Raw genomic sequence first — 18,554 nt, 5'->3', positions numbered from 1 at the left:
TGACTGAGTTACCTGAGCTACTTGATGTACCTGAGCTGCCACTACTGTTGGTTCTATTGCTTCCTTTTTTACCTTTTCTTCTTTTTTTACATCTGCGACAGCTTCGTCTTTTTCCGCTTCCGCTTCATCCGCTACTACCACTGCCTGAGCTGCCTGAGCTTCCGCATCCGCTACTACCACTGCCTGAGCAGCCTGAGCTACCTGAGCTGCCTGAGCTTCCACTGCCTGAACTTCCGCTTCCGCTTTTGCCTGAACTTCCACTTCCACTGCCTGAGCTACCACTGCTTCCGCTACCGCTGCTACCCTTGCTACCCTTAGGGCCTTTATGTCCTTTAGGGCCTTTTGGTTTTTTTCCGCTACCAGAGCTACCGCTGCTTCCGCTACCAGAGCTACCGCTGCCACTTTTGCCAGAACTACCGCTTCCGCTTTTGCCAGAGCTTCCACTGCCACTTTTGCCAGAGCTACCGCTTCCGCTTTTGCCAGAGCTTCCACTGCCGCTTTTGCCACTGCCAGAGCTTCCACTACTGCTTTTGCTGCTACCGCTTTTACCACTGCCAGTAGATCCTGAACTGTCTGAACTTGACTTATTGTTACCTCCTTTTTTACCAACAGGATTATTATCTAGAAACCCAACTACACCATTTTCTTTAGCTTGTGAAAGTAATTGATCAATATCAAGCTTTAGTACCATTATTCCACCACTTTCTTAACAAATTTTTCTTTTCTATTTCAATTTATGATGATTTTATCCATTTGACATAGACAATCATATATTTTTAAACCATATTTTTTAGAGTTTCTATACACAACCACCCAAGAGAATGCATATATCTAAAAAAAATGTTATTTAGGAGAATTCAAGTGTTAAAATATGAAATTTTAATTAATCCGAAGTGGTTAAAAAAATTGGATAAAGACATTTGGAATGATGAATTAGTCCCTGCAGTATTAAAGATAGGAGAAGATCGTATTAATGTAAAAATTTCCTATCGAGGAAATGTAATAAGGGATAAGAAAAAAAAATCTTATCGAATTGTCTTTCAAAATCCGTACAAGGTCAATGGTGCACATGAAATTCATCTTAACGCGGAATTTTCAGATGTATCATTAAGTAGAAACAAATTATCGCTGGATTTTTTTGATCGAATCGGAGTCATATCTCCCCACTCCCAGCATGTTTTGTTGTATATCAATGGAAATAGTAAGGGCATTTATTTGGAGATTGAATCATTTGATCAATATCTCCTTAAAAAAAGAAAATTGCCAGATGGCGCAATTATTTATGCAACCAATAATCGAGCCAATTTCTCGTTATTAACCAAGAAAAAGGAAATAAAAAAACGTTTAGACCAGGGATATACATTAAAATATGGCGAAAAAGAAGATATCCTTTATTTAAAAAACTTTATCGCGATGATTAATGCCCTAAACAATGAAGATTTTGAAAAAGAAATCCCACATGTATTGGATGTCGAGAAATATTTCAGATGGGTCGCTGGAGCTGTTTGTGTCCAAAATTATGACGGGTTTATCCATAATTATGCATTATATAAAAATAGTAAATCTGGACTATATGAAATTACTCCTTGGGATTATGATGGGACATGGGGTAGAAACCTCCATGGCAGAAAACTTGATTATGATTATGTACCATTAACAGGATTTAACACACTTTCAGCAAGACTTTTCCACTTTAAACACTTTAGAAAACAATATAAAGAAATACTTTCAAGTATTTTGGAAAACGACTTCACTCTGGATGTCCAAAAACCAATTATCAATGAATTATTTGATTATTTAAAACCACACATGAGTCTAGATCCCTTTATTAGTTCAAACCCAGCAACATTAGAACAAGAAAAAAAGGTTTATTTTAATTTTATTAAAAAAAGAAGCTCTTACCTTAAAGAAGAATTAGCATTATTCGTATAGATAAGAGGTATATGAATCTAATCATATACTTTTTTTTTGCCTATTTTTACCCAAAACAGGAAAAAAAGGCTACTTTATTAGTACAACATCATCCCGTGATACATATAGATGCAGTGTAAATGTTTATTTAATTTAAAGGAGGATAATTCTTTTATGGATAGAGAAATGATGGAACAATTTGTTGGCAAAACAATTAAGGTTGATCGCGGAGGTCCAGAATCAAGAAGTGGAAAATTACTGGCAGTATTTGAAGACTTCTTTGCCATCTTAACAGAACACGATGGAGTCGTATTTTATAAGACAAATCATGTCAGAAGTATCACAGAAAGTTCTAAAGATGATATGAAGTTTGGGTTGAAGGTCCCAGATAAACTTGATTTTAAAAAGGCCGAAACCTTTGTAAAGCTTTTAGGAAAAATAAGATTTCAATGGGTGAAAATTAATCGTGGCGGTCCTGAATCATTTGAAGGCGTACTAAGCGATGTAAACAAACATTTTGCTTCACTGATTGTTAAAGAAGAAGTCGTTCGTGTCTCGATGAAACACATTCGAAACATAAGCTACGGACTGAAAGTGGATAATTCACAAAAAGATGATTCCAATGAATCTAATGGTAATGACAACGACGATAAAGACGATGATAACAAAGACAACAGTAGTAAGAACAGCAGTAGTAAGAACAGCAGTAGTAAGGACAGCAGTAGTAAGGACAGTAGTAGTAAGAACAGCAGTAACAAGAACAATGATAAATAAGATCACGAATAAAAATTTTGTCGCTTCTCCACTAGAGGAGCGACTCATTATCTCTTTAAGGAGGATTAAACATGGGGATAGATAAATTTTCAGCTGCATTGGATTTATTAAAAGGCTTTAGTGTAAATCTTTATGTAGGTGAAGACGTATTTAAAGGAAAACTAATTGGTGTTGAGGCAGACCATGTAGTGCTGGAAACCGAAAATAAATACATTTTTTATTATAACATTGATAAAATTCAAGCAATCACAAAAAATACAAGAGAGTTTCAACCTGAGAAAACAACGGCAAAATTTCTAAAAACACAGAGTTTAACAGATTTACTCCTTTCCTTTCAACATACTTGGGTAACGATATTGACTATTAACAAACAAAGGTTTACCGGTGTTTTAAGCGAAATTGATACAGACTTTGCTACTTTAATTAACGGTGATGAACGAATCTTAATAAAATTAACACATGTGTCCAACATCCTCAAAGGGGTTATTAAAGAAGAGGCTGTGAAGACGTCTTCATCAAATAATAACGAAAAAAATAATAAAGATTCTGATAATAAAAAGGACTCAAAGGATCATTCATCCTCTTCCGGTGATAAAGATGACTCAAAGGATCATTCTTCTTCCGGTGATAAGAAGGACTCAAAAAATCATTCTTCTTCCGGTGATAAAAAGGACTCAAAGAATCATTCTTCTTCTTCCGGTGATAAAAAGGATTCAAAGAATCATTCATCCTCTTCCGGTGATAAAAAGGACTCAAAGAATCATTCATCCTCTTCCGGTGATAAAGAGGATTCCAAAAAAAAGAAACAAAAAAATTCCAATAGTAAAGAAAAGTCTGATAAGAAAAATGAAGAGGCCGTTAAAGTAGAAGTGGTTGAACCTAACAATACAATGGTTTGGTCACAACCAATAAAAATTGAAGCAACAATGGTTAAAACCAAGGATGAGCTCGTTTCAAATAACTTTAAGATTAAGAAATCTCAAACAGACGAAAAGGAATCGTCCAAAAATTCCACTGAAATGAAAAAGTCAAATGATATGAGCACTAAAGATAAAAAGTCTGAAGAAGCTAAGTCGACCAAATCAATATCTAGCGAACAATCGAAGGAAATGAAAGAAGTAAAAGAAGTAGTTTCTATACAAAAAACAGAAAATCCGCCAGCTCCACCGTATAAATTACTACAGAATGAAACAAAATCAACAAAAACACAAGAAGAAGCAGCGAAAGTAGTTAAATCAACAACTACACAAAACCAAGCAACTAAGAAAGCAGAAGGTAATAAACCAAATGATATGAACACTAATAGCAACAATCAGAATGTATGGAAACAAAAGGAGAAAGAGCAAAAAGTTCTTCGTTTTTCCGGTGAACCAGTTAATCCTGACAGCAAAATAGCTTTCCCGTTTTCCGGATGGCCAAACAGAAACAATCGAACATCAAGATTGAATTAATGAAATCTCATCGTAATAGTGAAAATATATATAAGACCATTCCTTCATATTGCCCCTGTTAAAATCCCCAAAAACCATACAAATATGAGTTGGGCAGTTCTAATCATGTATACATGTTATAAGTAGTTAGTGATATCAGCCCTCCTCTATTTGTAAAATGGGATTACCAAGGAAAGGATGTGAAAATATGAAGCTGAAAGAAAATATTGGAAAATATATCAGACTTGAGATTTCGGGAAAGAAATTCATAAGTGGGGTACTGATTGATGTAGGCAGCGATTTATGGGTCGTTTTTAATGGATATGACTACCTTTACATCCCTGTTATTCATTGCCAAAATTGGCGGTATTTAAAACAAGATGAAATTAAAGAAATTGATGAAATTACACTAAATGACGAACCCACACCTATTTATAATAATAACGAAGAAATATCACTAAGAAAAACTCTGACAGCTGCTAAAGGTATTTTTACAGAAATATATGTAACAAGCAATCAAGCACTACATGGTTATATCATAAGTATTATGAATAATTATTTTGTTTTCTACTCGCCAATATACAAAACCATGTTTATATCTCTTAACCATTTAAAATGGCTAATTCCATACACAAATAATCAACGTCCATACGGTCTAAGCAACGCAAATCTTCCAGTAAATCCTAGCAATATCACCTTTGCCAGATCGTTTGAGGTTCAAATTGAAAAACTAACTGGAGAATTGATCGTCTTTAATATCGGGGAGAATGAAAATGTTATCGGAAAGGTAAAAGGGATTAAGGATAATTTCGTGGAATTAATCGGTGCAAAAGAAGATCCAGTCTTTATTAATCTTCAACATATTAAAACAATCCATATGACTTAACTGGTTAATTTTTTCTATAGCTTATTTGTAAACAAGCTTTTAAAACAAAAAAAAGAGTGTCTAGAGACACTCTTTTTATTAAACTATTTTTCTTTAACATAAGCAGTTTCCGTTTTTCGAGTAAATGACAATAATTCAAACGCAATTCCGTATAGGAAAGTAACAAGGAACATCGAACCAATCATATCAAATATGACATGCTGTTTAACAAATAGGGTTGAAATGATAATCAAAGTCCCGACAACATGGATACAAACATTGTTAATTAGATGTTTGTTTTTAATATGAAGTGAAGCAAGCATTATAACAAATGTGGTAAGTACATGGATACTCGGAAAACAATTAAACGGACGATCATTTGCATAAATCCACAAAACAAGATGATTAAAGATATTATTACCTTCAATAGTTGGTCTTGGGACTGTGGTTTGAAAAAAGAAATAAATAACAAAACAAATTAGTTCTGCTACAACAATTAAAATTAACGTTTTAAGGTATACTTTTGTGTCCTTAAAACAAAAGTAGATTAAATAACAAAAAATATAAGCATACCAAAGGATATATGGAATGATAAAGACCGACAAAAACGGGATCGCTTGGTCAATTGACGTACTAATATCGACAGCTCTATGTGAACGGGAATTTAATAATTCATAAATTTTGGCTAGAAGAGGAATCACAAGCAAAAATAGTAAATTGGGAGCTTTTTTTATTAAATTTTTCAATCTTATTCCTCCCTTAATATATAAAAACATAATTTTCTAGTTTACTATACAGAAATAGTCGAACACACTCCATGGTACCACAAATACAGTAAAAATAAATGAAATTTCCATACTTCTCTCAAATTTTTTTGGAGTCCTTTTTTAGTGTCACTACTTTGGTGTCATTTTTGGTGTCAGGCACCATTCGTGGACACTTCTAATAGTCTGTCCGTCTCCAATGGACGCTTTCCGAATTCCTAAGTACTTACAAAACTGTATCAGGATGAAATTATGCTAAACTAAATTACAACACAAACTTAGTTGTGAAGGTGGTGGAATGGTGGATCGGATTATCTTGTTTGATGGGGTTTGCAATCTGTGTAACAACAGTGTGAAATTTATAATAAAAAGAGACACCTCGGGCTATTTTAAATTTGCCTCACTCCAAGGTGAGACTGGCCAAAGATTATTAAAAAAGCATAGCTTAAACTATGACCTAAATAGTTTCGTCCTAATTGAAATGGAAAAGGTCTATATAAAATCAAGTGCTGCTCTTCGTGTTTGCAGTAAATTAGGCGGGGCTTGGCGCATATTATCGATCTTCCGCTTCCTCCCTCCACTTTTCAGGGATTTCCTTTACGACATAGTTGCAAAGAATCGTTATAAATGGTTTGGAAAAAGAGAAAGTTGTATCCTCCCTTTGCCAAAATGGAAGCAGAGATTTTTGGACTAAGGATGAATTGTTTAATACATCAGTAACTGGTAAATGGTGGCAGAAACTCTAATTCTAACTAATATTTTATTCCCTATAGCATAGATATTATTAATACTATTTTTTACTGCAGGAGGGTATTTATGGAGGTTGTCGTTAGAAAAGGAGATTCATTATGGCATTACAGCCAGATGTTTCATATAAATTTGCAGCTAATAATTGATTCGAACAGAAATGTCGATCATAATAATCTTTCTGAAGGCCAACGTGTACGATTACCAGGCTTTGCTGCCCAGGATTATCAGATTCGCCCTGGCGATACCTTATGGAGTATTGGTCAACGCAGATCTCTTCCCCTAGAGGCTATTACTTTGGTTAATCCTAACCTAGATGAAAAAAATCTAAATGTAGGTCAAACCATTAAGGTTCCAACTAGGATCACTTGGAGATTAGTGGATAGTGGCCAAAGTTATGATTACATCAAATTGATGAATGATATCAAGAGATTATTAGAGGTTTATCCGTTTATGCAGATACCTGTGATTGGTAAGACAGTTCTTGGGAAAAAAATTCCAGAGATCGTCATCGGAACGGGTGAAAAAAGAGTTCATTATAATGGATCATTTCATGCCAATGAATGGATAACCACATCAATCATCATGACCTTTTTAAATGATTATTTATTAGCTCTGACAAATCATAATCTGATCCGTGGGCTACCCATGTTTCCACTTTACCAACAAAGCATTTTATCTATTGTCCCAATGGTAAATCCAGATGGAGTAGACCTCGTTCTACATGGCCCCCCAGAAATCGAAAATTGGAATAAAAGAGTGGTTGATTTCAATAAGGGCAGTACAGATTTTACGGACTGGAAAGCTAATATTCGAGGGGTTGACCTAAATGACCAATTCCCGGCTAGATGGGAATTAGAAAAGGCAAGGAATCAGACTGAGCCTGGACCAAGAGATTTTGTAGGAGAAAAACCTTTATCAGAGCCTGAAGCAATGGCAATGGCGAAACTAATAAAAAAACGAGATTTTGTAAGAGTTCTAGCCTTTCATACACAAGGTGAGGTCATCTACTGGGGGTTTGAAAATCTTGAACCTCCTGAATCAGAGGACATTGTGAAAGAATTTAGCCGAGTAAGTGGTTACGAGCCTATCAAAACGATTGAGAGCTATGCCGGTTGCAAGGATTGGTTTATTCAAGATTGGAAGCGACCAGGATTTACGATTGAACTCGGCCGAGGAATAAATCCACTTCCATTGTCACAATTTGATGAGATCTATCAAAAATCACTGGGAATTTTCTTGGCGGGACTTTATATGTAAAAAAGGAGGCCGAAAAACTCCTGCCTCCTTTCCCTCTAGATAAAATTAGGCTTTTGTATAATTAAGATCCCAAATCACACCAAAGGCATCTTTTACCTTCGCATATTTTGCTCCCCAAAAAGTATCTTGCAGCTCCATATAAACCGTTCCTTTTTGACTAAGAGTATCATATATCCCACGGATTTCATCTTCGCTTTCGAATTCCAATGTTAATGAAATATTACTCCCTACCACGACTGAATTCCCCGGAAACGCGTCTGAGGCCATTAGGAAAAGATCGTCCTTTTTAAATTGAGCATGGATTACACGATCATGCGCCTCTGGCGGTGTCGGATAGTCTGCCTCACCATAGGTTTGAAGATTTGATATTTCACCGCCGAATACTTCACGGTAGTACTCTAATGCCTCTTTTGCATTTCCATCGAACATTAAGTATGGTGTCGCTTGACCCTTCATTTATAACACTCCCTTTTGATTAACATCGATATTATTTAGTACACTTACCTCATCAAGACCTGCTTTTCCTAAAAATTAATTTTTATTTCCCCCGACTTCTGATCCCTGATAAGATGCCTTATGAAACTTTTCAATTAACTTAAACAGTTCCTCACCCTTTTCAGGCAAGTTGGTGTCAGGCACCATATTCAAAAACATAGCTCGGTAAGATTCGGGCACCCATTTGTAATCATGTATGTAATCAGTTAAGGTAAAACCGCACTTTTTCCAAAAACGATTCCTTGAAAGTGTCTCAGGCGTTTCTTCGGATTCAACTTCAATCAACAGACTTTTCATATTTCCTTTGGTCATTGACCATTCTTGAATATACTTCATCATTTTCATGCCTATCCCACGATGCTGCCATTTGTGGTGGACAGCCAAATAATCAATTAGCAGGGCCTGCGTTCCTTCCAACTTCCCGGTCATTGCCATCGCCACTATTTGAACTTCTTCAACCCCTATATGTAGGAAACAAAGCTGTTTCTGAAACATATTCCGAATGATCTTCTCCGGCTTCGCTCCTTTCCCATCGAAAGCTTGATGGTAAATAGGACTCACCTGTTTCCAAAGTTTTTCATCCCATTGATTTATTGTTTGAAATTCCAAGGCAGTTTGCCTCCTACATTTTTCTTTTATTACCAAAATACCCAGTAAGGAAGATTTTTATAAAAAAAAGGACCTTTGAAATAAAATCAAAGGTCCAAATGAGAACTTGGTGGTCTAGGCCAAGTCCTTAATTAGGAGGTCTAAACTCAGAAGAATTTAAACATCTTTATATTACCATTTTCAAAATTTTCTTTCAATCATTATTACTTTAAAGTGTAAAAGTTTCTGCAATTTTAAAAAACAAAAATTTTCCTAGTTGACATACATGTATATACAAGCTAGAATGAAATCGTAATCATAACTTGTATATACAAGCAACAATCGTTTATGAAAACGTACACATTGACTGTATATAGAGTGATAAAAAAATAGAGGATATAAAATGGGGACATGCCCATTCAAACAGGGGGAAAGACAAATGACGAAGTACACAGATCCTTCAAATGATCTATTAAAACACATTGGCGGTAAAGAAAACATTGCAGCCGTTACCCATTGTGTTACAAGAATGCGGTTCGTTTTAAACGATCCAAGCAAAGCGGATATTAAAGAAATCGAGTCCATTAAGCTTGTAAAAGGTACATTTACCCAAGCCGGACAATTCCAAGTCATCATTGGGAATGAAGTATCTAGCTTTTATAATGAATTTGTAAAAATTGCTGATGTGGATGGAACTTCTAAAGAAGAAGCAAAAGAAGCAGCCAAACAGAATATGAACTGGTTGCAACGAATGATGGCCCACCTAGCCGAAATCTTTACCCCATTAATTCCTGCTCTAGTTGTCGGAGGTTTAATCCTCGGCTTTAGAAACATCATCGGTGATATCAAATTACTTGAGAATGGAACAAAGTCCATCATCGAGGTTTCACAGTTCTGGGCAGGTGTTCACTCCTTCCTATGGTTGATTGGTGAAGCAGTATTCCACTTCCTTCCAGTCGGAATTACCTGGTCGGTTACGAAAAAAATGGGTGGTTCACAAATCCTAGGTATCGTCCTTGGTATTACACTAGTATCTCCGCAATTGCTTAATGCCTATGCTGTAGCAGGTGCAAAGGATATTCCTGTCTGGGATTTCGGTTTTGCAAAAATTGAAATGATTGGTTACCAAGCACAAGTAATTCCTGCAATTTTAGCTGGATTAGTGCTTGCTTTCTTAGAAACTAGATTACGTAAAATTGTTCCAAATTCCATTTCCATGATTGTCGTTCCATTCTTAGCGTTAATTCCTACTGTTTTAATCGCTCATACTGTTTTAGGCCCTATCGGCTGGAGCATCGGTTCTGGAATTTCTCATGTAGTGTATTCAAGCTTAACCTCTGCATTTGGCTGGGTATTTGCGGCAATCTTCGGGTTCGCATATGCACCACTTGTTATTACAGGGTTGCACCACATGACGAATGCGATTGACTTACAATTAATGAGTGAACTTGGCGGAACAAACCTATGGCCAATGATTGCACTATCTAATATTGCCCAAGGTTCAGCTGTACTTGCGATGATTTTTATCAATCGTAAAAATGAAGAAGAAAAACAAGTATCGATTCCAGCAGCCATCTCTTGTTACCTTGGAGTAACAGAGCCAGCAATGTTCGGGATTAACTTAAAGTATGGCTTCCCATTCCTTGCTGCGATGATTGGTTCCATGATTGCAGGCGTTGTCTCCGTTGGTAGCCACGTAATGGCTAACTCAATCGGTGTCGGTGGTTTACCAGGCTTCCTTTCCATCCAAGGTCAGCACATGACGATGTTTGCCATTTCAATGGTTGTAGCCATTGTCGTTCCATTCCTACTAACAATTATTTTTGCTAAAACACGCATGAATAAATTTTCTTTTAAAAAATAAAAGCTAAATCACATATTTAGGAGGGAGACATGCTCCCTCCTTTTCTCCATTAAATTACTTAATCTAAAATAGGCAGGTGTTTGAAATGTCAAATGAATGGTGGAAAAAAGCAGTCGTCTATCAAATCTATCCAAAAAGCTTTCATGATACGACTGGAAATGGAACTGGAGATATTCAAGGCATTATTGAAAAATTAGACTATCTAAAAGAACTCGGTGTAGAAGTCCTTTGGCTTACTCCCATCTATAAATCTCCTCAAAGAGATAATGGTTATGATATCAGCGATTACTACGCAATTCATGAAGATTATGGAACGATGGATGACTTTGACAGGTTACTAGCAGAAGCACACAAACGCGGCTTAAAAATCATCATGGATATTGTCATTAATCACACATCAACAGAACATGAATGGTTTAAACAAGCACGGTCCACTAGAGACAATCCATATCGTGACTTCTATATCTGGAAAGATGGCAAGAACGGCAAGGCTCCTACGAACTGGGAATCAAAATTTGGTGGTTCAGCATGGGAATATGATGAGACCACCGAACAGTATTACTTACATTTATTCGATGTGACCCAAGCAGATTTAAACTGGGAAAATGAAAAGCTGCGTGCAGCCCTATACGAAATGATGCACTTTTGGTTAAAAAAAGGTGTCGATGGCTTCCGTCTCGATGTTATCAATTTAATTTCCAAAGACCAGAATTTCCCACAGGATGACAGCGACGGCCGGAAATTTTATACCGATGGACCAAGAATCCATGAATTTTTACATGAAATGAACGAACAAGTTTTTTCAAAATATGATATTATGACGGTCGGTGAAATGTCATCTACATCAATTGATAACTGCATTAAATACACGAACCCAACCCAAGAAGAATTAAACATGACATTTAGCTTCCATCATTTAAAAGTCGACTATCCCCATGGTGATAAATGGACGAAAGCGGACTTTGATTTTCATACTTTAAAACAGATTTTATCTAATTGGCAGGTTGGAATGAATCAAGGCGGCGGCTGGAATGCCCTCTTCTGGTGTAATCATGACCAGCCACGAGTCGTGTCCCGTTTCGGCGATGATCAAAAATATCATAAAGAATCGGCTAAAATGCTGGCCACCACCCTTCATATGATGCAGGGAACCCCTTATATTTATCAGGGCGAAGAATTTGGGATGACCAATCCTAACTTCAACTCCATCGATGAATATCGAGATGTAGAGTCCTTAAATATTTTTAACATCAAGAAAAATGAGGGTATGGACCAACATGAGATTATTGATATCCTAAAACAAAAATCCCGTGACAATTCAAGAACGCCAGTCCAATGGAATGCAAATGAAAATGCAGGCTTCACAAGCGGGACTCCTTGGATTCAAACGGCAAGTAATTTCCAGGAAATCAATGCGGAGCAGGCACTAAAAGATTCAGACTCTATCTTTTTCCACTATCAAAAACTTATACAATTACGAAAAAAGTATGATGTGATTACAGATGGAAAATATCTCCCTATTTCTAATGAAGATGATGCTATATTTGCATATGTAAGGACAATTGGCTCTGAAAAATTACTAGTGATCAACAATTTTTACGATAAAGAGAAAGCATTCGTTCTCCCTACTGATTTACATCTTGATGAGTATGATAGTGAGATGTTACTCTCTAATTATGAGGATTCGACACCAATTGGCCCGGAAATCTCCTTGCGGCCATATGAGTCGGTTGTGTATTACCTGAAAAGATGAACGGAGATGTCCTAATGACGAACAAGTACCTAACGATCTACAACATTATTGTCGAGCAAATAAAAAGTGGAGAAATTCCTCCACAAACGCTTCTTCCCTCTGAGAACGAATTAAAAGATCAATTCGATACATCGAGAGAAACGATTAGAAAGGCGTTAAATTTGCTTTCGCAAAATGGCTATATCCAAAAAGTTAGAGGAAAAGGTTCGATCGTGATCGACATCAGCAAATTTGATTTTCCTGTTTCGGGGCTGGTTAGTTTTAAAGAACTGGCAAATAAAATGGGCAGTAAACCAAAAACGATTGTGAACGAGCTCTCGTTAATCAAGCCCGATGGTTTTGTCAGGCAGCAGCTACAGCTGGGAAGTAAGGACCTGGTATGGAAGGTAGTTCGTACAAGGGAAATGGGCGGAGAGAAAATCATTTTAGATAAAGATTTTTTATCTAAAATGCATGTTCCTTCCCTAACAGAAGAAATTTGTGCGGATTCCATTTACCAATATATTGAAAATCAATTAAACCTGACCATTAGCTTTGCCAAAAAAGAAATTGTCGTAGAAGAACCTTCACTCGAGGATCGCTCCTTATTAGACCTTGAAGGCTTTCGCAATGTAGTCGTCATAAAAAACTATGTTTATTTAGATGATGCCACCCTCTTTCAATTTACGGAATCAAGGCATCGGCCTGATAAATTTCGGTTTGTAGATTTTGCTCGCAGATCCCATTGATTCCAGCAAGGAGACCTCCAATCATTTTCAGGGGTCTCCTTTTTTTTTACTCCACGTCATATTTAGAGTTTCGTATAAAAAGGATTTTGTCCATGATCTTTGTTACAATAGACGTAACAAATTCGTGAGGTGAAAATAGTATGTGCGGCCGATTCACGTTAACAGCTACGTTCGAGGAAATCATTGATCGTTTCGATATTATATCTTTTCTTGAAGAAGAAAATTATGCTCCGAGTTATAATATTGCTCCATCTCAAGCCGTACTTGCCGTGATTAACGACGGCAAGTCAAATCGGATGGGATTTTTAAAATGGGGCTTAGTTCCGCCATGGGCAAAGGATGCATCCATTGGCCATAAGATGATTAATGCCCGAGCCGAAACATTATCGGAAAAGCCAAGCTTCCGAGCAGCCTTCAAAAAGAAGCGTTGCCTAGTTATCGCCGATAGTTTTTATGAATGGAAACGACATGAGGATAAAAGCAAAACCCCGATGCGAATTAAACTAAAATCCGATGATCTGTTTGCCATGGCAGGCATTTGGGAGTCTTGGAAATCACCTGAAGGAAAAACGCTCTATACTTGTTCCGTGATAACAACCGAACCCAATGAACTAATGAAAGATATTCATGATCGGATGCCCGTTATTTTGAAGCCAGACGATGAAAAAACATGGCTGGATCCATCCATCTCCAATACTAATGATTTAAGTAAACTACTTATCCCCTTTGATGAAAACTTAATGGAGACTTACGAAGTATCCTCCTTAGTAAACTCACCGAGAAATAACAACGTTGAGCTTATTCAAAAAATTTGTTAGTCCTTTTTAAAAAAATAGGCTTAAATTATTAAAAATATTTTTTCCATATGGACATGTTTACTACATGCACGTCCAAGGTTCTACATATCATGTATTAACCCATAAAAGTTTTCCTTCTTTAGAAAGTGGTAATCGGCCACTTTCTTTTTTTTGTGGAAAAAAATGGGCAAAGTGTAGCTACCCGAGCTATAATGACGGTAAGAAGATTAAAAAATGAGAGGAGTTTTCCTATGGACCAACTGGTAAAAAAATTCTATGACCTTCCTACAACCTGTATATCCGATGCGATGGATGGCTTAAATAACCTCCACCCTTCGATTAAACCTCTAAAAGAAGAATATAAGCTTGCTGGAAGAGCATTAACAGTGAAGATTCCTGTCGGTGATAATCTTGCCGTCCTAAAGGCAATCCGAGCGTCAAAACCAGGGGATATTTTAGTTATTGATGCTAAAGGAGATCCATATCGTGCCATTGCTGGTGATTTTGTTGTTGGCATGGCTCAAACACTTGGAGTCGGTGGAATCGTAGTTGATGGTGTCATTCGTGATATTGTTGGAATCAAGGGCTTGAAATTCCCCGTCTTCTCGAGGGGCACTACCGTTGCAGCAAGTGGTAAAGCAGGAGTTGGAGAGATTAATATCCCGATTTCATGCGGCGGAATGACAGTACATCCAGGCGATATCATTGTTGGGGACGCGGACGGCGTCGTGGTCATTCCACAAATGGTCGAACAAGCTGTATTGGAAAAGTCCCTCAAAAAATTAAAAAACGATCAGATTAGAGAAGAACGTATAGCTGGTAATCGTGAGGTTATTATGAAACATTTAGATGAACTCATTAATCGGTAAAAAAATAGCTAACCCCTTTTCCATGCGGAATTGGGGTTAGCTATTATCTTATTCGCTCCCTTTCGTGTCCCACCATTCCCGAACCTCAAAAATGCCGATGACTTCACTTTTTGCTTTTTCAAAAACCTCTACCGTTTCGTTAGTGGAATAAGAGAAAATATAGTGGGTGGATGTTTCGCCCATTATTCGAAAGGAACTGATTTCCCCATCTTTCATTTCGACCATATACACTTTTCCGCTCAAAACATCATTTGCATCGGCTAAATTTTTCATGAATGATCATCTCCTTACATTACTTTACTCTCAGATTAGCAGATTACATGCTTCATAAAATGAACGAAATTCGAAAAAATAACGAATATTAGTAACACTTGGAGATAACAAACACCTACCTTATTTTTCATATAGAGAAATAATAAAAATAATTCGATTCCCTTTCAAAACCAATTTTTTCATAAAGTCTTTGGGCAGTAATGTTTTCCTTGCCTGTCTCTAGCATAACTCCTTTTGCTCCTGTTTCCTTTACAAACTGAATCGCGATATGTATTAATTTCTCCCCTGCACCTCTGCCACGGAATTGTTCCTTCACATACAAATCATTTAATACCCATGATCGCCCCATGCTAACAGAAGAAAAGGATGGATATAACTGAACAAAACCAACGGGAATTTCCCCATCAACAGCCATAAACACAACGGATTCGTCGTTCATTATTCTTGCTTTTAAAAACTCTCGTGCCCCCTCCAAGTCGGACGTTTGCTCATAAAATACCCGATATAAATCAAACAATACCGTCAATGATTCGAGATCATTAATAGTTGCTTTTTGGATAATCATTTTTTAATTCCTCCTAGTTAAGAACAATTTACTAATCTACGAGATTGAGTGAAATTCACAATATTACAGAAGGATTATCTTAAGTAAATGCAGAATATTAAAACATTATTATTGAACACGATATTTGGTCGTTTGTTCAACTCTGTAGAATAATTTTGCTTGGGGGTAAATAGACATGAACACTTCTTTAGACGTAAGGCACGCTTTGTCTGAAAGAATTATTACTTTCAATGATAGGCTAGCACCACTATTCATTCGAGACAGCTTACATTCTCTCATTCCGGAAGGCACAGAACATATTTACGTAATAGGGATTGGTTCAAATGTCATAAGTGGTGACAGTCTAGGTCCATTTGTTGGTACCTTACTACATAATCTATACCCCAAACACTTAACAGTATTCGGAAACCTTGAATCTCCTTTAGATGCAAAAACACTTATCCCACAGGTTTCTCGGCTAACCCTGCCCCAAAATAGTTTTGTCATTGCCATTGATAGTGTTCTAGGGTCTGAAAGAATCGTTAACACTATTGTTGTTCGTGACGGTTCATTGTTGCCTGGGGCGGGGTTAGGAAAAAAACTTCCTCCGATGGGAGATTGCAGCATTATGGGGGTTGTCCTGGAAAATGATCCGCGATTGGAATGCTCACTCCTTTCCACGAATCTGCATCTTATTTACACTATGGCAACAAATATTGCCAAAGGGATATCACTAGCTGTGAGGCAATATTATAAATATCCTTCGCTCCATCCAGTTTTGCATAATTGCTGGTAATGGATAAGGTCGATTTATATACTGATACTTATAGTATCAGATATTTCAATTAATTGAAACAAACCACTTCAAGAGGGAATGAAAAAAAGGCCCGGAGATTCCTCCGGACTATTATCTTCCTTCATTTACTATTCCTTTTGATCCCATAAATAATTGACAACGGCATCATATTGTTCTTTTGATAATGAACCTGGAGCGGACTTAGGCATCTTCTTTTCTACAAAACTATAAAGATCCTCTTTCTTTTGAAAATCGGCATGAATTTTCGTTGAATCCAGTTTTACTTGACCACCAGTAATGTCACCTGAACTATGGCAGGTAATACAGCTTTTTTGAAAGATGTCATCCCCTGCAACCGTGCTAGCAGTTTCACTTGCTGGTTTACTAGACGGTTCTTTTGATGTGTCATCATCATTACAGGCGCTCAATAAACCAATCATTATAAATAATCCCAAACCAAAAATCGTTTTCAAGCTTCCACCCCTTTTTTGGTTTCCTCGGAATGCCTTCATATTGGAAATAGATGCCTACTGGCAATCTCATAGGTAAAAATAAACATGCCCTATGACATCTTATTTCTAAAGTCCTATGATTATTCCTTCATAAATACTATGGTTAAGTTAACACTTGTTCAAACATTAAGACCTTTTAACTGAATGATTTTTTTTGCAAAGAAAAAAGGACAGATAAAGCAGATAACCTGCCTTTATCTATCCTTTTTTCATTTATTCACTTTCGGATTCATCTTTATTAAACCAAAGTGGATCATTATTATCCTCTTCACCATTATAGTTAATAAGGATTTCTTCCCCTGCTTTGATATCCTTGTACGCGTAAAAATCAAACGTGTGATTCGGGAAGTTAATTTCATATGTAGCATTGGGCTCATATGAATGGTTAAACAACATCCCGTATCCTAAAAGAAGTGCGGTGTGGTTAATCCCATATTCAAATGCATAATCAGCAAGCAGTGTTTTCTCTATATGAACATGCTCCTCATTAGGATAAGGAATAACGGGTGCTTCATGGATCAGCTCACCTTTTGCAATATCACGAGTCGCAAATACCCCTCTATTTAATTCCCCATCACTAAGCTTCGAAGTCTTAATCTCAATCATCTTAATCACCTATTTGTACTTTCCATTAAAGTTTTTAATCATAATATAGCTTGCCATTATCTACAGAAGAAAGCAAATGTTTTTTCTTTCCACACATTTTTCGCTGGTGCCTGACACCAAGACAGATAAAACTACAATCATCAAAAAACTGTCAAAAGATATTCTTCACAGCTTTAGGTGAATAGGTCATTTTTTTGAAGAGGAAAACATAAAATAGGAATATACGTTCGCAACAGGAGGCGGGGACATGGGGAACTTGATTACAGGAGAAATGTTGGTAAAGTATTACGAGCTGAATAAACAGAAAAAAGAAATAGAAATGGAAATGAATGAATTAAAGGATGCCTTTCAAAATTACTTTAATAATCTAGTAGGATCTAATCATAAAGGCGAAATTACCATAAGCGGCTATAAGCTTCAACGGCAAATACGAAAAACAGAAAAATATGACGAGGTTGAAACCATTAAAAGATTAGAAGAATTACAGATGAATGAGCTCATCCAAGTGGTGAAAAAACCAGATGATGTAAAAATCAAAGCCGCTCTTAACCTAGGCTTATTAAATCCCGATCATTTAGAGGGCTGCATAATTTCGACTAGCTCCCCTGCTATTTCAGTGAAACCAATCACACCAAGATAAGATATGATTAAGGCCCCCGCATCTACCCTTTTGATGCAGGGGTCTTTGTTCATAAAATCGTTGTGAAATTATGGAGGAATTATAGAATCTATAGAGAAATACATATATGTACACGCTTCCATTTTATTTTGAAAGGGGTATAACGTCATAACAAGTCAAGAAAGTTTACTAGTAAGACAATATTTAATGACTGCAAAAGCAAGCCAAACAGCAGGAACTGATATTGAAACAGCTAGACTCGGATTAGAAGCATTATCCGCCTTAACCCCTCTTGCACCAGATATCAACGTCGAAAAAAAATCATTGAGGAAATTCCTGCTGAATGGGTAACCGCACCT

General features: G+C 36.7%; 22 protein-coding genes. 14 read left to right on the top strand and 8 right to left on the bottom strand.

What is annotated here, in order from left to right:
* The coding region (locus J7E77_RS23095; protein WP_214717180.1) for a hypothetical protein at positions 1 to 552 on the bottom strand (552 nt) is incomplete at its 3' end.
* A 309-nt stretch (positions 553 to 861) separates the two neighbouring features.
* On the opposite strand from J7E77_RS23095, the gene J7E77_RS23090 reads away from it, so the two are divergent.
* From J7E77_RS23090 to J7E77_RS23075, 4 genes are all read left to right on the top strand, one after another.
* The gene (locus tag J7E77_RS23090; RefSeq protein WP_308160752.1) at positions 862 to 1,932 is read left to right on the top strand and encodes a CotH kinase family protein; all 1,071 of its coding nucleotides are present in this window, start codon (positions 862 to 864) and stop codon (positions 1,930 to 1,932) included.
* A gap of 153 nt (positions 1,933 to 2,085) precedes the next feature.
* On the top strand, positions 2,086 to 2,685 hold the full coding sequence (locus tag J7E77_RS23085) for a hypothetical protein (RefSeq protein WP_214717178.1): 600 nt from the start codon (positions 2,086 to 2,088) through the stop codon (positions 2,683 to 2,685).
* A 71-nt stretch (positions 2,686 to 2,756) separates the two neighbouring features.
* Complete coding sequence (locus J7E77_RS23080; RefSeq protein ID WP_214717177.1) at positions 2,757 to 4,136, top strand: hypothetical protein; 1,380 nt, start codon at positions 2,757 to 2,759, stop codon at positions 4,134 to 4,136.
* 187 nt (positions 4,137 to 4,323) lie between these two features.
* Positions 4,324 to 5,001, top strand: coding sequence for a DUF2642 domain-containing protein (locus tag J7E77_RS23075; protein ID WP_214717176.1), 678 nt, complete (start codon positions 4,324 to 4,326; stop codon positions 4,999 to 5,001).
* Between the two features lie 83 nt (positions 5,002 to 5,084).
* Here the strand turns inward: J7E77_RS23075 and J7E77_RS23070 are convergent, their stop codons facing one another.
* Positions 5,085 to 5,726: a phosphatase PAP2 family protein gene (locus tag J7E77_RS23070; RefSeq protein ID WP_214717175.1), complete on the bottom strand. Its 642-nt coding sequence runs from the start codon at positions 5,724 to 5,726 to the stop codon at positions 5,085 to 5,087.
* Between the two features lie 316 nt (positions 5,727 to 6,042).
* On the opposite strand from J7E77_RS23070, the gene J7E77_RS23065 reads away from it, so the two are divergent.
* Entirely contained in the window at positions 6,043 to 6,438 is a 396-nt protein-coding gene (locus J7E77_RS23065) for a thiol-disulfide oxidoreductase DCC family protein (RefSeq protein WP_251027087.1), read from the top strand.
* A 122-nt stretch (positions 6,439 to 6,560) separates the two neighbouring features.
* Positions 6,561 to 7,751, top strand: a complete 1,191-nt coding sequence (locus J7E77_RS23060; RefSeq protein WP_214717174.1) for a M14 family metallopeptidase — start codon at positions 6,561 to 6,563, stop codon at positions 7,749 to 7,751.
* 45 nt (positions 7,752 to 7,796) lie between these two features.
* On the opposite strand, the gene J7E77_RS23055 is transcribed toward J7E77_RS23060, so the two are convergent.
* Positions 7,797 to 8,207 carry a VOC family protein gene (locus tag J7E77_RS23055; RefSeq protein WP_214717173.1) on the bottom strand — a complete coding sequence of 137 codons (411 nt, stop codon included), beginning with the start codon at positions 8,205 to 8,207 and terminating at the stop codon, positions 7,797 to 7,799.
* Between the two features lie 75 nt (positions 8,208 to 8,282).
* A complete protein-coding gene (locus J7E77_RS23050; protein ID WP_214717172.1) occupies positions 8,283 to 8,855 on the bottom strand; it encodes a GNAT family N-acetyltransferase in 573 nt (190 codons plus the stop codon).
* 418 nt (positions 8,856 to 9,273) lie between these two features.
* Here J7E77_RS23050 and treP point away from each other — a divergent pair, with 418 nt between their 5' ends.
* The 5 genes from treP (at position 9,274) to J7E77_RS23025 (ending at position 14,845) form a co-directional block, all read left to right on the top strand.
* The gene (gene treP, locus J7E77_RS23045) at positions 9,274 to 10,698 is read left to right on the top strand and encodes a PTS system trehalose-specific EIIBC component (RefSeq protein WP_214717171.1); all 1,425 of its coding nucleotides are present in this window, start codon (positions 9,274 to 9,276) and stop codon (positions 10,696 to 10,698) included.
* An 85-nt stretch (positions 10,699 to 10,783) separates the two neighbouring features.
* Positions 10,784 to 12,451, top strand: coding sequence for an alpha,alpha-phosphotrehalase (gene treC / locus J7E77_RS23040; protein ID WP_214717170.1), 1,668 nt, complete (start codon positions 10,784 to 10,786; stop codon positions 12,449 to 12,451).
* Positions 12,452 to 12,465: 14 nt separating this feature from the next.
* Positions 12,466 to 13,179 carry a trehalose operon repressor gene (gene treR / locus J7E77_RS23035; protein WP_214717169.1) on the top strand — a complete coding sequence of 238 codons (714 nt, stop codon included), beginning with the start codon at positions 12,466 to 12,468 and terminating at the stop codon, positions 13,177 to 13,179.
* 140 nt (positions 13,180 to 13,319) lie between these two features.
* Entirely contained in the window at positions 13,320 to 13,997 is a 678-nt protein-coding gene (locus tag J7E77_RS23030) for an SOS response-associated peptidase (RefSeq protein ID WP_214717168.1), read from the top strand.
* 230 nt (positions 13,998 to 14,227) lie between these two features.
* Positions 14,228 to 14,845, top strand: a complete 618-nt coding sequence (locus tag J7E77_RS23025; RefSeq protein ID WP_214717167.1) for an RraA family protein — start codon at positions 14,228 to 14,230, stop codon at positions 14,843 to 14,845.
* 48 nt (positions 14,846 to 14,893) lie between these two features.
* Here J7E77_RS23025 and J7E77_RS23020 read toward each other — a convergent pair whose 3' ends face one another.
* Positions 14,894 to 15,118 (bottom strand): BRCT domain-containing protein, encoded by a 225-nt coding sequence (locus tag J7E77_RS23020; RefSeq protein WP_214717166.1) that lies wholly within the window; start codon positions 15,116 to 15,118, stop codon positions 14,894 to 14,896.
* 127 nt (positions 15,119 to 15,245) lie between these two features.
* Entirely contained in the window at positions 15,246 to 15,683 is a 438-nt protein-coding gene (locus J7E77_RS23015; RefSeq protein WP_214717165.1) for a GNAT family N-acetyltransferase, read from the bottom strand.
* 175 nt (positions 15,684 to 15,858) lie between these two features.
* On the opposite strand from J7E77_RS23015, the gene yyaC reads away from it, so the two are divergent.
* Positions 15,859 to 16,458, top strand: a complete 600-nt coding sequence (gene yyaC / locus J7E77_RS23010; RefSeq protein ID WP_214717164.1) for a spore protease YyaC — start codon at positions 15,859 to 15,861, stop codon at positions 16,456 to 16,458.
* A 128-nt stretch (positions 16,459 to 16,586) separates the two neighbouring features.
* On the opposite strand, the gene J7E77_RS23005 is transcribed toward yyaC, so the two are convergent.
* The gene (locus J7E77_RS23005; protein ID WP_214717163.1) at positions 16,587 to 16,931 is read right to left on the bottom strand and encodes a c-type cytochrome; all 345 of its coding nucleotides are present in this window, start codon (positions 16,929 to 16,931) and stop codon (positions 16,587 to 16,589) included.
* Between the two features lie 252 nt (positions 16,932 to 17,183).
* Positions 17,184 to 17,576 (bottom strand): SET domain-containing protein, encoded by a 393-nt coding sequence (locus J7E77_RS23000; RefSeq protein ID WP_142292176.1) that lies wholly within the window; start codon positions 17,574 to 17,576, stop codon positions 17,184 to 17,186.
* 247 nt (positions 17,577 to 17,823) lie between these two features.
* Here J7E77_RS23000 and J7E77_RS22995 point away from each other — a divergent pair, with 247 nt between their 5' ends.
* Positions 17,824 to 18,216, top strand: coding sequence for a hypothetical protein (locus tag J7E77_RS22995; RefSeq protein WP_179195849.1), 393 nt, complete (start codon positions 17,824 to 17,826; stop codon positions 18,214 to 18,216).
* 186 nt (positions 18,217 to 18,402) lie between these two features.
* On the top strand, positions 18,403 to 18,546 hold the full coding sequence (locus J7E77_RS22990) for a hypothetical protein (RefSeq protein WP_214717162.1): 144 nt from the start codon (positions 18,403 to 18,405) through the stop codon (positions 18,544 to 18,546).
* The last annotated feature ends 8 nt before the right edge of the window (positions 18,547 to 18,554 follow it).

The organism is Bacillus sp. ISL-77, assembly GCF_018613105.1.
Note: the sequence above shows the minus strand (reverse complement) of the source record. Positions and strands in the feature narration are given on the sequence as shown.